Source organism: Streptomyces sp. NPDC091292, from assembly GCF_044757265.1.
Classification (GTDB): Bacteria; Actinomycetota; Actinomycetes; order Streptomycetales; family Streptomycetaceae; genus Streptomyces.
In genome coordinates this window covers 49539-64472 of the sequence record NZ_JBIVUQ010000028.1, presented here as the reverse complement: position 1 = coordinate 64472, position 14934 = coordinate 49539, and the positions used below count along the sequence as shown (strand labels likewise).

Here is a 14934-nt window from a genome sequence, read left to right as displayed (position 1 = left end):
GTACGGAGCGGCTCGCCTGGAGGCGGCCCTCACACCTGACGGAGCCTCACGTTGACGGCTCGACGCCCGCACGCCGCCGATCACCCCCGCGCGGGGTCTACGGAAGAGAATCAGCATCCATGAGCGAGGAAACGCCGACTCCCGACCTCCATCACGGTCCGATCCGAAGAATTGCTGATCTTCTGAGTGCACATCATGAACGGGTGAAGCGGCAGCACCAGGAGGCGGAGATAGCCGATGCGATCGCCGCCGCCACTTTCGACCTGGGGGCCGACATCGGACGCCCAGCCGCTCTTCCGCACGAGCGCGTCGGCTTCGACGCTGAAAGTGATCTCGGGATCGTCCATCAGCTACCGGAGTAGCGCGGACAGGAAAGCGGCGTTGCGGACCGGCGGATGAGGACGTGGACTGGGGCCCGAGTGTCTCGGGCCCCCCTCCCGGGACGAACCGTCGCCAGCCGCCAGTCCCGGACGGTGTGAACACCGAGCCACGTGGCACCACAAGCACCGGTCCATCGAGGGCCTCAACCGCAGCGCGCGGGCAGGATCGGCGACATCGGCGGGACTCAGACTGTCGTCCGTAGGCAGACGGAGCAACAACAGTCCGTCGTGGTCCTCGACAAGCACCCGTGGCCCTTGTCCCGCTCCGCGGCCTGTTTCCTGATCCGACCTGGCGCGAGTACGTCGCTCCCGTTCGGCCCGGGAGGACACGGCGGCGCCTCGGCGCCACATCGCACGGCCCTTCCCCCTTCTCATCGGGCGTCCTCCCGTGGCTTGCACAGCTCGTCCCGGCGCACGTGCTCTCTCAGCCGCACGGCCCCGATCGACTCCCGACGTTCGCCGGGATGGTGCACGGTGTCGGTCGGAGCGGAGGTGGGTTCGGCACTCGTGGCGTCGTCCGGTTTCGGGGAGGACGGCAGCCAGGTACTCACGGATGGGACTCCATCTGTTCGTCGGCCGGAGCGGACCTGTCGGGTACGGACGCTTCAGGGGTCCGAGGTGCAGAGGCATCGAGGACACCTCGCGGAAGACCGGCCGTGTCGGTGACCACCCCGTCTTCCAGTGCTCTCAGGCCCAGTTCATGGCGGAGCCGGTAGGCATGCTCCGCCGCCGTGCCCCGCGCTACGCCCGCCGTCAAAAGAGTCGCCACATGCCTCACGGCATCCCGGAACCGGTCCCCGGCATACCGGGGATCGGTGAGGACGAACTCCGGTTCTCCTCGCGTGATCAGACCGAGAGCCTCGTCCCAGTGCCGCCGGATGTCGCTCCGGCCGGCTGTTGGGTCGGCGCCCAGCACTGTGTCCGCGAAGCGCTCGAAAGTCTCGCTCCAGATCCGCAGGGTCGTTCGCGCCGCGACGGCATGGATCTCCTGCGGCCAGCGACCACTCTCAAGCATCAGGTGCCGGACCTGGTCAACGGGGTCGTCCGCGTCGTAGATGCCTTCGGGATCGGGGATGCCGAGCCCCGAGCGGTCGACGGGAAGGTCGTCTTCCGTCAACTGCTGGGCAGTCCACAGGCGGTGCGGAGCCACCGGCACGGGGGGTGCGGGGGGCAGCGCGGCAGGTGTCGTCGTCCGCTCTTCGACGGGTGCCGCGCTCTGCCCTGAGTAGCGCTGCGCGTCCGCCCCCAGCGGCGGGGAGGGCGGCACGACCACCACTTCGGGTATTGATCGCGTCGACGGCACCGGCGGAGGTGGTACTCCGGGCGTCGCCGGCGGAGGCGCCAGCAGTCCGCTCAGCTCTGGCGCCTCTTCCAGCCCTCCGGCGAGTCTTCCGGTTTCGTTGTCCACGGGGAGCATGCCGTACAGCCCGCCCGGAACCTTCAGCCGGACTGTGCCGTAAGGGCCGTTGACGACAGCTGTGATGTCGAACCGGTAGTGGCGGTAGGACCGTCGTCCTTCCCTGTTGCGTTCGTCGGTGTCACCGAGGGCCGATGAACGGGACCGACCGTCCAGCCACTCCTTGATCACGACCGGTGCCCGGCCGATGAGGTTGTCCTGACCGCTTTCTCCGCCCACTTCGGGCCCGAGGACGAACTTCCAGCCGCGGCTTCGCTCCGTCTCGTGTTTGGGTTCCTCGTCCTCCTGGACATACGTCCGTTGCTTGAACGACGTGCCTTCCGGTGGGCCCAGGATCTCGGCGCTGTCCAGGTCGAAGCCGACGAGGACCCGATGGTCGCCGACGGGAACCTCGTACTCGTGCCTGAGCAGACTCCGGATATTCGGCCGCAGCATGTTCGCGCCGGTGTAGTGGTCGTAGCGCAGACCGGCCCGCGTCGTGAAGTAAAGCCCGGACACTTGTGGTGCTGCTCCGTCCACAGTGAGTGGGGTGCGCTGACGGATGGCGGTCGCAGCGGCCCAGCGCGCGATCGACGCGGCTGCGGGCGTTGTCCAAGGGTGCAACTCGTCCAGCAGGGCGTCCGGCCACTCCTGCCGGGGAGCGGGGCTGACCACCTGTTTACCGGCGGGCGGCGACTGCCAGGTCACCTCTGTCTCGCGCGGCGTGACAAGGTCGATGTCGTGCGAGGGCTGGTCCGTCATGACCGTCATGTGCCGGGGTACGAGTAGGCGGATGGAGCTGCCCTCGACGAGCGCGCTGCTGCCGACGGTGCCGTCGCCGCCGTCGTACCAGTGGAACAAGGAGAGGTCGGTGGCCGGGTTGCCGGTGATGCGGCGGGTGATTCCCGCCGGGAGCCGCGCGGGTGCCGTCAGGATCTCAGGAAGCTCGGTGGAGAGCCCGGTCTCGACTCGGAACGTGATGTCGTGCTCGAACTCCCACGAAGTGTCTCCTGGGTTGGCCCGGTAGATGGGAACCCTCTTGGTCGCTTCCTCTCTCACTGTGGTCGCCGCCGAGGAGTACGTGGCGCCGGCTTCGGGGCCGCCGTGCACCCCGTTGCCGCCGGCGCGGGCCCGGATGTCGACGCCGAAGCCGGTCTCCCAACCGGAGATCCTCTTCTGCGCCTCCTCGTCGTCAAGCTCGCCGCGGAGTGTGAGTTTCACATCGTCACGCGGCTGCGTCGGCCCGGCGCCGAGCCGCGTCGCTGTCACCTTCACCCACAGGTAGCGTGAGCTGCCGAGCAGCCCTGTCATCGGTATCCAGCGGCTGACACCCTGATTTGTCATCAGCGCGGGTACATCCGCCTGCAACGCGGGCGATGAGAAGGACTTGTGCAGCGTGCGCATCAACTGGTTAGGGCGCGACTCACTACCCGAGCCGTTCTCGGTGACCACACCTTGGCGGCGCAGTCGCGCGGTGATCTCTTCCATGACACCGTCCGCGCGCAATACCTCCGGGTGTGCGATCCCCGGGATCAGGTCGGCACTGAGATATGTGCGGTGGGAGGCGGGGGGCGACGCTGGATTCGGTCCGGCAGAGTTCATCGGCTCAGCCCTGTCTGGACCGGGCTTGAGCGTCTCCGTGGCCGCCGGTGTCTCGGGTGGCAGGACGTCCCTCAGTCTGCGCTTGGGCACGAGCAGGTCGAGTGCGTCGGCGGAACTCAGGTACTCCGTCGTCTCTGTGAGCCGCTTTCCATGCCACCGCACGTAGGTGACTTCGAACACGGGTGTCGTACGTAGCGTGTGGACCGCTCCGCCATAAGTGGCCCGGGTTATGTCGATCATTCCCTTGGCACGCGAGGCGCCCCTGGCCGCTACCACACCCCCTTCGGCGTGACCGACGACGGTGATGCGACCGCCTGGTCCGTGATGACCCTCACCCTGTTGCCCGTCGGCGCCGTACCGGAACTGCGGCCCGAAGACACCGTCAAGGCCCAGCCCCCACTGCCTGTCGTTGCCCACGACGTGGGTCGCCGATCCCTTCAGGTAGTGCTCTACCTCGACGGCCTGACTGGCACCGAGGTCTCTGGGGGCATGAGTGTGCAGTTTGATCCGGAATGCCTGCTTATGATCGCCGTGCTTGGACAGCTCGATCTCTTCCCCGAACTGGCCTGTCATGTCATCGAACCGGGCGCTGAGGACAACCGGGTGGGCCAGGTCGCGCACTTCCTCCGGCCAACCCGACGGATCCCGCAGCCAGTTCTCGGACAAGCCGTGCTGCCGGGCATACATGCGGGCGGCGAGCTGCGCCAGCTCAGGCAACACGTGGAACGACGGGTACAGGCCGTGAGTTCCAGAACTGAAGTGCAGCGGCCTCTCGACCGAAGGGCGGGTGAGCGAGGCGTGGACCCGGCCCGCCTCCCACGCTTGCCGCAGCGTCACCGGCTCCGCGGGCGCGTGTTCCTGCGGATTGACCACACGAGCAACCGTCCGCAGCCTGCCCGCGATGTAGGAGGACTTCCCGCTTTCCGGGGTGACAGTCCACCGCACCGTCATGGTGTACCGAAGCTCATCGACCTTTCCGTCCGTCTCCGTGCGCCGGTACTGCTTGGCCGCACCCTTGAGTTGGAAGGCTCTGCCCCATCCGCCCTTGAAAAACCCGCGTATTGCGCCAAGTTGGAGCCGAGCCCTCGGAATTCTGAGGTGCAGCGCACCGAGATCGTATGCGCGCTCCGGAATCGAGAGCACAGCGCCGGCCCCGAAGGCGAATCGCCCCGTGGCCTTCCTGCTGCGCTCGCCGGTAACGGTGGAACCGCCGACCGCGCGTGCGTTGACCCTCATCTGGTAGCTGTTGTCCGACGGACCAAGTTCCCTGTCGACCGGGCCGGTCAGCTCATTGGGTCCTTCGACGCGATTTCCCCACTGCATCTGCGCGGAGACCCTGTACACACGGCCGCCCACCTCGGCCTTACGGTGGATACCGAGAAGCGCCTGGTACGGATCCGCCTCCAGTGCCGCGCGGCCGTAGAAGGTGGCCAGGTCCCTGTCCGCGCCGGCCCAGTCACTCCTTTGCGCCTTGCGATCACCCACCGCCCTGGCGTGGTGCTGCTCGATCGCCTCACGGATTTCGCCCTGGAGTTTTTCGGCACCCGCAAACGCGATGGGAACGCCGAAGCCGAAGCCGCGCCGGGAAGCCATCGCGAGCGGTTCGCTTGGACCGGGCTTCTGGAGCAGGTCCCTGGAAGACATTTCCATGCCCAGCTTGAACGGCGGCCTGGAAGTCGCCGCCTTTGGCGCCGAACGCCTTCCGGGCGGGGTGAACACGCGATGCCGACGACCGGAAGGCGCGGCCTTCGGACGGAGATCGGCGGTCCACTCCGGGCCCACCGTCCGGCTGACGAAGGTAGTTGCCTCCCGCTGGACCACGCTCAACTCGCCGTTTGTGATCACGTCGACCGGACTTACTGTGTGCGTGCTGGACGCCACCGTGGCCACCAACCGCAGACCTGCGCGATATCGGGATTGAGCACCCGAGGTGTTCAATACCGTGTGGCTGAGGTGCTCGACGCCCAGGGAGTGGCCAATCTTTCGGTCACTGCTGAACAGGGCAGTGGCCGCCGGGACCAGGCCCCTTACCGTGAACTTCTCTCCCTTGTCCGGCTCACCAGGATGGCCGGGGTCGGTATCCTCCGTCGGATCGGTCCCGACATCGCCGGTGCCAGCCGTGTTGTAGCCCGCGCCGAGACCGCCCGTCGTTGAACCCTTGGCCGACGACGTCCAGTTGGTGCCGGCTCCGATGTCGTCGCGAGTACCGAATTCCGTGTCGCCCACGTACTGCAAGCTGTCGATTTCAGAGGTCAGCCGCACATGACCACGGAACTTGCGGCTCATCAGCGATCCGCTCGCTTCGACTCGCCCGGAGGAGTCCTCGCCCGACCACCAGGCGTAGCGGTTGCGGGCGGTCAGCTCACTCAGAAATCCCCGCCTGGAGTCCATCCCGATCTGGCCCATGATTTCCCGCACGCTCGGGGCAGGAATCCCGGCACCCAGCAGGTTCCGGTGCAGCCCTGCGATGACCGGCGTCATATTGACCGCGTTGAGTGTCTCCCGGGCTTGCGAAGGGCTGTCTTTGCCCGGCTGTTGCGGTCGCACTGAATCGGGCCCGTGCGGATCGGGGCGAGGCCCGTGCTCGGCTGTGTACGGCTCGGGGAGTTTGACGTGAAGGTTCCGTGGCACCGTGACCCGGCTGTCCGGGTGGGTGGCCTCTTCGCCATTCACATAGACCCGCACGTCGAGGCCGCTCGTGAACGTGGTGAAGGAGTTGATGAACGGCTTGCGTCCCGCCAGGATCGTCCGTGACCAGGCATGGTGCCTGGCCTTCGCGGACCGGACCTGGATCTGCGGCGCCGCTACACCGAACGCGGTGGCGACCGCCGATCCCGTAACGTTCAGAGCCGTGAACAGCAGGGTGTCGATGCCGTGGATGTTCTCACTCGATCCTTCTCCACCTGTGTGTGTGGAGGAGAAACCCACCTGATATTCCTTGACATCCCCGCTGCTGGACGGGGCGGACTCCAGGCCGTGCATCATCGGCCGCAGCCACACCAGCCGCCCATCCACCACGAGGGTCTGACCGACCGCCAGGATGTCGTCCCACTTCGTCGGCTTGGTCTCCACCAGCATGTCGCGGATCGCCTCGCGGATGCCTGCGCGTAGCTTGTCCGTCGATGACCCTGGTGCGGGTTCTGGCAGTTGCAGGCTCTGGGTGATCCTTCCGGCCCAGAGATGGGCCAGCCTCTCGGAGAACGGCACGTCCCTGGTCGTGTCCGCCACAACGAACTGCCCCGTCGCGTCGTACGCCATGTACCAGGGCGTTCGGTCGGGCGATGCAGGTGGTTCTTCACCTGGGTGGGGAGCGGCTGTGACCGTTTCCGTGCTCTCCGGCGCGGGCCGCCCCTCCCCCGCCGGGGGCGCGGGAAGAATGTCCGTCGGCTCCGAAGACACCCGGTCGCGGCTCTCGTCGCGCCGTATCGGGTCGTCGGACTGAGTGTCGGACGGGACGCCGGCGAAACCGATGTCGCCGCCTACCACGTAGTGCTGCTCGTCCCTCGTGTCCCGGGCCGTTCGCGGGGGTGTGCTGGTCTCCTCCACGGGAGGGGGCGTCAGGGCGCTCTCCGCGGCCGGGGCGGAGACGGGACTGGTCTCCGCGGCCGGGGCCGGAGGTGTCCGGGTGATCGAGGTGGCGGAGGAGGTACCGGCCCGCTGGGAATCCGGCGTGCTCGGCCGCGGTTCGGAGCCGAAGAACACGGCGGGGCGCGCCGAGTCGCCGGAGGCGGCGGCAGCGGGAGGCGTGGTGGTGCCGGAAGACGTACTGCTGTCGGCGGATGTGGTGCCCCAGCTGTAGCCCGAAGTACCACCGGGCTGCGACAGGTCGGGCCGTCGAGCCTGCCGGGCCTGGACGGTGGGTTCGGTGGCCGCCCATCGTGCGGTGTAGGGGGCGGGGTCCTGCTGCTGGAGAAGGGCGACCGGCCGACCGGCCTCCGGGCCGGTCGTCCAGAGGGAGCCGTCAGGCGTCAGCACGGTCAGACGCAGCCCCAGTACGGGCGCGGCCACGGCCAGGGTGAGCCAGTCCGTGGCCTCAGGGCCCGATCCGGTACGCAGAGCACGGGCGGCCTCGTCCGCGGAACCACCAAAAGCGTTCACGAGCGGGGCTCCCGTCGGCCCTGTCCGTCCCGCCACCTCGGACCACAGCCGTTGCTGGTCCGGTGGCAGTCTCAGATCGGCGGCGAGCGCGGTGGCGAGCGCGGTCCGCAGCTCCTCCGGAGCGGCGGGCCTGCTGTACCCCGCCAGTCGGCCGGTCTCGGCCGGGGCGACGGCGGTCAGCGCGTGGGCCAGCACGTCCCCGCCGGGCAGGACGTACACCGGCGTCAGTCCGCGCTCGGAGAGCTGCTCCTCCTGGGAGAGGGGCGGCTGCCGTCCCTCCGCCGGCGTCGCACGGGGTTGTCCCGGACCTCCTGGATCGGGCTTCACCGTCCCAGTCGGCAGCGACGAATCACCCGACACACCGGACCGGCCTGACAGCTCCCCCGTCACCCGTGCTGCGGGACGCGTCGTCTCCTCGGTCTGCCCCGCCCGCCGAGGCGCCGGTGCCGGAAGAACGTCCGCAGACTCCCAGGACTCGCCCGGCCCGGTGGAAAGACCGGCCGACTCCGCACTGGCGCGGGCAACGGTCACCTGGGCGAAAGGGGACTGATGACGCAGCCGCATCGGCACACCACCCACCATGGTCACCCACCGGCCGCTGTCCTCCTCGTACCAGGCGTCCAGCGCGGACACCTCCACGACAAGCGGCACATATCCGCGCCTGCCCGCGTTCCGCGCGTTGATCGCATCGATATTGCGCCGCAGCTCTCCGGACTGGCTGTTGCCACTCATCTCGTTGTCCGTGATGACCGTCGCCGTGCTGTGCGCACCCAGCACATGCTCAAGCGCAGCCGCCAGACCCTGAGCCGTGCGATCCGTCGCCCACGGACCAGGATGCGGAACGATCACATCTGTGTATGCCACATGCCGGCCGAAGCCGGTGACCGAGCCGCGCACCAACGACAACTCGTGCGACCCCGTCGCCATTTGCACGTTCCGCTGCAACAGGGCTTGCATCACCGGATCGAAAGCACTGAGATTTCCCCGCCTTTCATACAGCTCAGCAAGAAGATCGACGTCTTCCCGGCCCGCCCCGCCGTCCACGGCAGCCACGACCGTGTTACGCATCCTGTCCAGCGCCTCATTGAGCGGCGTGTAGTCCTCCGTCGCACGCAACCGCCGACGTTGGACCGACGGCAGCCCCCGATACCACGACGCCCCCTCGACCTGGGACCAGGCCACCTCACTGGCCTCACCCTCGTCGTCGAACATCAGCAACGTGGGCCGCGGCGACCGCCGCGCGGACCGCGACCCGGAACCACTCGACGGAGGAGCAAACAGAATGGGCGCACCGGACGAGGACTCACCACGCCCACGGGCGTCGCTACGGCGCTCGTAGGCAGCTTGAGCGGCTGCCCGCAACCTCACGTAGAAGGGGTTGTTCTGACTGGTCTGCCACATGTGCAGATAGATCAGCATCTGGTTGAGCACGGTGTCGTATTCGACCAAGGTGCCGGATGCGTCTCCGGCCGCCTTCCCCCAGCCGACCAGGCGTTCCTTCTGTGCGGTGGTGATCTTCCCCGCCCGCTCGAAGTTGTTCGCGTACCGCTCCAGCGTGTGCGGCTGTGCGCCGTAGACCAACTTCTCCTCCAGCATTGTCTGCTGAAATTCGCTGAACTCCCGGTCCCCGGCCAAGGCCGCCTTGAGATCGTTGAGAGTCCGCCTTCGTTCCGCCGCCAGCGCACCGACCTCCGCGTCGGTCGCCCCGGATCGCACCAGTTCCATCACCGGGCTGCTGCCGAACGCCTGATGGGCCGCGACATGAGTGAATTCGTGGGCGATGTGACCCAGTAGGAAGGAGGTACCGCCTCTGGCCTGAGTGTCGACGTTGAAGGTGTACTCCGCGCTGTCTCCCGTGCTGTTGAGCTTGATGCCCGGCATGCCGCCCCGGGGGTACTGCAACACGGTCACCAGGGGTTCCACGGCCATCAGTTCCTCAATGACGGCGCGAGTCTCCGCAGGCAGCGTCCGGTCGTCGCGGAGCCTGCCCAGCTTGTGGACATAGTCACTCATCATCGCGTGGAATCGGTCCGAAGGAACGGCCTGGGCTGCATTCTGAGCCTCAGCAGCCGGAATCCGACGGTCTAGGTCGGGGTTCCTCCCCTCGCTCAGAGCCCCGTCGATCTCGGTCAGCAGGTCCCGGAAGACGTTCTCGGGGTCGAGCTGCCGCATCGCCGCATCGGCCTGCTGGGCGAGCCGCTGTGTGCCCTCGACACGGGACCCTTCACCCTGCTTGTGGGCCACGTAGGCACGGGAACTCTTGGCGATGGCTTTGAGGGCGAGCAGACGGGCGCCCTGTCTGCTGCCGGGCAGGGCATGGAAGGCCCTGAGTTCCTCGTCGATGTCAGCGATCCTGGAGCTGCTGCGCAGCCCCGGTGCCGCCGTACTCTGCTTGAACTCCCTTTCCGTCATCATCGCGGACACCGGCAGCGGCCGGGGTCGGGGTGCTGTGGTGGGGGGAGCCGGCAGGGCCTCCAGGTCCACAGGCAGTGCGCGGGTGATCGCTTCGGCCGGCTCGGGCGCCTCCGGCGTTTCCGACGTGCGGGCCGGCGACGCAGGAAGCTCCGTTTCAGGCTCTGCCAGGGCGTGTCCCGTCAGCCTGCCCTCGGCTCGGTCCCACAGTTGGCGGAAGCCCGTGAGGATGTACGGGTTGTCCCTGCTGCCGAGGTTCGAGGGCCGGCCAGGGCCGTAGAGCCTGCGCAGCAGCGGCAGCAGTGCCGGGTCGTGCTGCTCCACCCAGTCCGACCCGTTGTTGCGCGGGCGGCGCCGCGAGTTGGAGTCCTTGCCGGTGTTCGCACCGAGATAGGCGCTGCTGAGCTGCGCGAAATACTCGTGTGCGCTGCTGGACGAGTGGTTGGGGGCAGGCCCGTCCGGCCACTGAGCGGACGGGGCAGCGGCAGTCTTCGCGTCGTACACCTCGCGGATCAACTGCCGGTCCTCGGCACTCAGCACCGACACGATCGCATGCGTCCACTCATGACGGGCAATGGAGTACCCGTCGTCGTAGAAGTCGTCGCCGAGCACGTCGGTGGTCTCACCCAGCAGGTTCTCCTCGCCGACGCCGGCAACATGGCGGCGGACGTGGAAGAGTCCCCGTGCGGCGTCGAACGACCGGCCTCCTCCGGGATGGTGGCGGCCCTTGAGCCCGGCGAACTCCTCAAGCGACGTCATCGGCCGGTTCCGGGGCACCACGATGAGGCGACGGCCCCCGGTCAGCAGCGCCACCGCGATCTGCGGATCGGCGAGCATGTCCGCGACGAGGGCTTCCGCTTCCTCCCGGGCAGCCTCGGGCTGTTCCACCCCGTCAGGAACGACGACCAGCAACCGCGCCGCCACCGCCGTGAAGTCCTCCACGGACAAGCCGGCGCGCAACTGCTCCACGAAGGCGGGATCAGCAGCCAGGAGATCCCGGTCGCGCTGCGGCAGCGACGCCAGTTCCCGTGCCCGCGCGTCCGCGTCCATCGCGACGAGCCCGGCCGCCGTCTCCAAGAGGGCCGGCGGGAGAGGAGTGGGTGACGGGGCAGGGGCGGGGGCAGAGGCGGGTCCCGTCGGCATCGTGCTGCCGGCTGGTCGTACTGGCGGCGCATTCGTGGCGGGCGGCGCGAACAGGAAGTCGGGCTGCGCGAGGGCGAGGGGCCGGCCGACCGGCGGCAGTCCGTGATCGAGCCTCGCCTCGTTGTAGAGGTTGAGGGAGAGGACAGCCAGGGTGTCACTGTCGCGTCCGATGGTCTGCGGAGTCTCCCTCGTCGATGCGTAGGGCCGGGTCTCCATCCTGACGACGGGTGGCTCAAGACGCGGCACACCCCGGTGGTCGGGATTGGTCTCCAGTGTGCGGAAATCGGTACGCATCCCCAGTGCCTGATACTGGGTCACGATCCGTTCCGGCGTGGCCAGGAGCAGGTTGTCGAGGTACTGACGGACCGTCGCGCGAGACGAGCCGCCCCTCGCGCGCGACGAGCCGCCTGACATCATCAGCGGCAGGTCGAGGATACTCCCGCCCCTTACCACGACCTCATTGTCGAAGCGGCTCGCGAAATAGGCGGCGATGCTCGGCGCCCGATGCTCAAGATACGCGCGGGGCGCCGCACCAAGGCTGCTCCGCACGGCCGCGAGAGAATCACGGGAGGCCACCGCGGTGAAGTCCTTCGGTCGCTGTGTCCCGTCGAGCACCGCGCCCCGCACAGTGGCAGCGACCTGGATGTATCCGAGCGCGAGCGTGCCTTCCAGTTCATCGCCGTCCCACGGGTTCGCGGCATCGGCCCAGTCCGGGTACTGGTTGAGCCAGCGCGCGAAGTCCTCACGGACCCAGGCACCGAATGCGACGCCGACACCCGCGTCCGCATGAGCGATCTGCACGGGGGTGGACTCACGCCGCATACGGCCCCTGACGTGTTCGATGAACGCCACGAGACGTGAGGTCGGAGCGGTCGCCGTGTGATGCACCAGCGTCGCGTATCCGGCCTCGTTGATCCTGACCGGCAGATCCTCCGCGAGGGGATCCACCACATATCCCGCCGATTCGGGGAAGATCTGCCCGACTCTCGCTCCCGGCCTCGCGTGCCCGAGCCGGGACAGCACGTCGTTGAAGGCCGCCAGCACCGCGGACCGTTCGGCCCGGCCGTCCGCCGACCCTCGCACCAGACCACGAGCCGGCTTCGTGACGATCTCAAGGACCGGCACTCCCCCAGCCCTGTCCAACGTGATCGTCAGAAGCCCGGGTAGCTCGACGATGTCGCCGAACTCCTCGACCTCCGCGTCGCGGGGCAGCTCCACTCGGTACCGGTGCAGCTCGGCCTCGAACCCACTGGCCGGACCGAACCCCTCCACCCCCACCGCTCCCGAAGCGGCGGAGACCAGCGGCGCCGCAACAGGCGGCTCACCTCGCCGCGAAGAAGGTCCAGGCTGAGCGGAATAGCCCCCACGCTCAGGAGTGCGCCCGGAAGCGCGCTGCTCCACCCTGTCACGAACGGAAACACGCGCCGGAGCGGCAAGCTGATCCATCCTGTCGCGGACCGCCGCCTCCAGACGCGAAACAGCGTCCCACCGCCCACTCCCCGGCCCCTTGTCACTCTTCCATTCCGTCACGCTGACCAGCACACGCCGCAAATCATCAGGCCCCGCATTGCGCGGCAACCGCGACACCGCCCGATCAATGGCACGCAGCGCGGAAGAACGCCGCGACCCTCCACTCGCCGAAATCTCCAGCCAGTCACGAACCGGATCCAGCCCCACCCGACGAGCCGGCGGCGCGAAGAGTACGTCCGGCCCTTCGGACTCCGACCCCGGCTGGTCTTCCCCTTCCCCTTCCCCAGCGGAGCCCGGCACCACGGACGAGGAGGATTCCGGAGACACGTCGGAGGACCCGGGCAGGACGATCTCCGTACCGGACGCGGCCACCGGACCCGAGGCGGAGCCGATCCCGGTCGACTCCGCCGAGGACGTGGGCTCCGTGGGCACGATGCTCCCTGCGGGCGGAACGGCCTCTGGCGCCGCGGTGTCGGCACCCCTGCCGCCCGGCACCGGCAGAGCCGGCAGTTGCTCGGAGTCCGGTTGCGGCCGTGCGATGGCCTCGGGCTGCGGCTCTGACCGCGGCACGGGCCGTGACTGCGGCTGCGCTGCGGGCTGTGCGGCGACCTCGGGGCCCTTGATGAGGGAGCGCAGCAGGGCTGTTGCCGGCAGGTGGCCGGCGCGCAGGTGTTCGGCGGCGACGAGTTCCACGACCTCCTCGGGCCGCGCCACGACACCCATGGGGTTCTCGTCCGGTGCGACTTGTCGCATGCGGTCCAGTACGGCGTCTTCGGCCCAGAGCATGGAATCCGCCAAGCGTTCCGGCGACACATCCGGATCGTCGAGGCGGGCTCGGGCGGTGTCGATGTCGAAGCGCGCCGCGCCCGGGTGACGGGGAGCGGGGACATCGGTCCGAGGAGACACCATCGCCTCATCAGGAGCGGTGTCCGTGCCCGGACGCGCGACCGGGGCCTGACCACTGGCCTGCGGTGCGACCTCTTCCGCGTCCGTGCCGGGATACGGCGCCCCCGGCGGCGTACCGACCAGGTCGGACGAGGTGGAGTCCTTCACGGACGTGGCGGCGGGACCGGCCGTGCTCGGGCCCGGCGTCGTGACGGGCAGGGGAGCCACCGCGCGACGTTCACCTCGGGCGCCCTCACCAGTCGCCTCCCGCCCGGCAGCGGGGTCTTGCACGGAGAACGTCGACGTACTGTCACCCTCACTGCCACTCGTCACCGCAGACGGCTCCTCACCGCCGGTCGACGGCCGGTTGTTGAGCTGACGTTCGAGTTCGGCTTCCCGGTGTATTTGGTCGAGGCGACCGTGGAATTCCCGATCGAGTTGGCTGGTCCTGCCGCCGCTTCCGGAGTTTTGTGCGTCGGCGTACCGCTGTCCCCATGCCAGCGCTTCGCGCAGGGGCATACCTTGAGACTCGGCGAAACGGGTCACGATCTGGTTCGTCCGCCCCTGCGCAGGCAGCGAGGCTTCACCCGCAGTCTGTGTGACCGTACCGTTCTCCTCCCTGTCGGCGTCGATCTGACGCAGGCGTTCGTGAAGCCTCTCCTGTACGCGTGCTTGGGTCGCGCTGTCGCCTGCTCGATGGGCGTCGGCGAACTGCTCACCCCACGTGTGCGCTTCGGCAGCGGGCATACCCCGGCCCTGGGCGTAGCGGGCCATGCCTTGCCCTGCCTCCGCAGGACTGAACGTTCCGCCACCGCCGGAATTACCTGCGGGCTTCGAGACGACCGTTTCCCCGGAAGGTCGCGACGTTACGGGAGAGGGCGGACGGCCATCGTCCCCGGCCTTCGTGCCGGAGCCGCGGCTCCCCGATGAGGTGGGGGTTTGCGTGGCGGGGCTTTCCCTGGACGGTGACAGCGCATCGGCGCTGCGCCCGTCGCCCGTACCGCTTCCACTCCGACCACCACTACCCGACGTCGACCCGGTGGGAGCCCTACCGAACCGGGCCTCGTTGTGGATGTCCGTCCACATGTCCCGCCGTCGTAGCTGCTCCGGGCTCAAGGCGCCGTTCTGCGCTTCGCCGTCCTCACGGGTCGCCACTGCCACGCCCGTGGACGAACCACGCCCCGAACCCCTGCCCTGCTGCGAGTCGAACGCCGAGCTGTCACTCCCTGAGCGCGCCCCGGAAGCACCACGTCCCGGCCGCGCGTCGGGAGATTCGGTCGATGGCGGCTTCGTGGACGAGGGGCTGGTCTTATCCCCTCCCGGCTGCTCCTCTCCACGGCGGGCCGAAGCGCCGCTCTCGCCGCTTCCGCTCCGGCCCGCACCATGGGAGTCCTCGAATTGCGTGGACCGACCCTGCTGGACACGTCCGTTCCTCGCCCTGTCGGCGTCAATATCGCGAAGGCGCTGATGGACGTCTGCCTGTACCCGCTGCTCAGCGGAGGAATCATCGCTACGGCGGGCGTCCGCGAGCTGATCACCCCACTTCCT

Annotated in this window: 3 protein-coding genes; 1 reads left to right on the top strand and 2 read right to left on the bottom strand. The window is 68.5% G+C overall.

Features of this window, described 5'->3' with window-relative positions:
* Positions 1-119 precede the first annotated feature (119 nt).
* A complete protein-coding gene (locus tag ACIQNU_RS39660) occupies positions 120-362 on the top strand; it encodes a hypothetical protein (protein ID WP_401376293.1) in 243 nt (80 codons plus the stop codon).
* Positions 363-751: 389 nt separating this feature from the next.
* On the opposite strand, the gene ACIQNU_RS39655 is transcribed toward ACIQNU_RS39660, so the two are convergent.
* A complete protein-coding gene (locus tag ACIQNU_RS39655; RefSeq protein ID WP_401376290.1) occupies positions 752-931 on the bottom strand; it encodes a hypothetical protein in 180 nt (59 codons plus the stop codon).
* Complete coding sequence (locus ACIQNU_RS39650; protein WP_401376287.1) at positions 928-13614, bottom strand: hypothetical protein; 12687 nt, start codon at positions 13612-13614, stop codon at positions 928-930. Before ACIQNU_RS39650 ends, ACIQNU_RS39655 begins: the two co-directional genes overlap by 4 nt.
* Between the last annotated feature and the right edge of the window lie 1320 nt (positions 13615-14934).

Excerpts from the sequence above, each read along its gene's own strand:
- ACIQNU_RS39660 (WP_401376293.1), top strand. The coding sequence starts at position 120 with ATGAGCGAGGAAACGCCGACTCCCGACCTCCATCACGGTCCGATCCGA.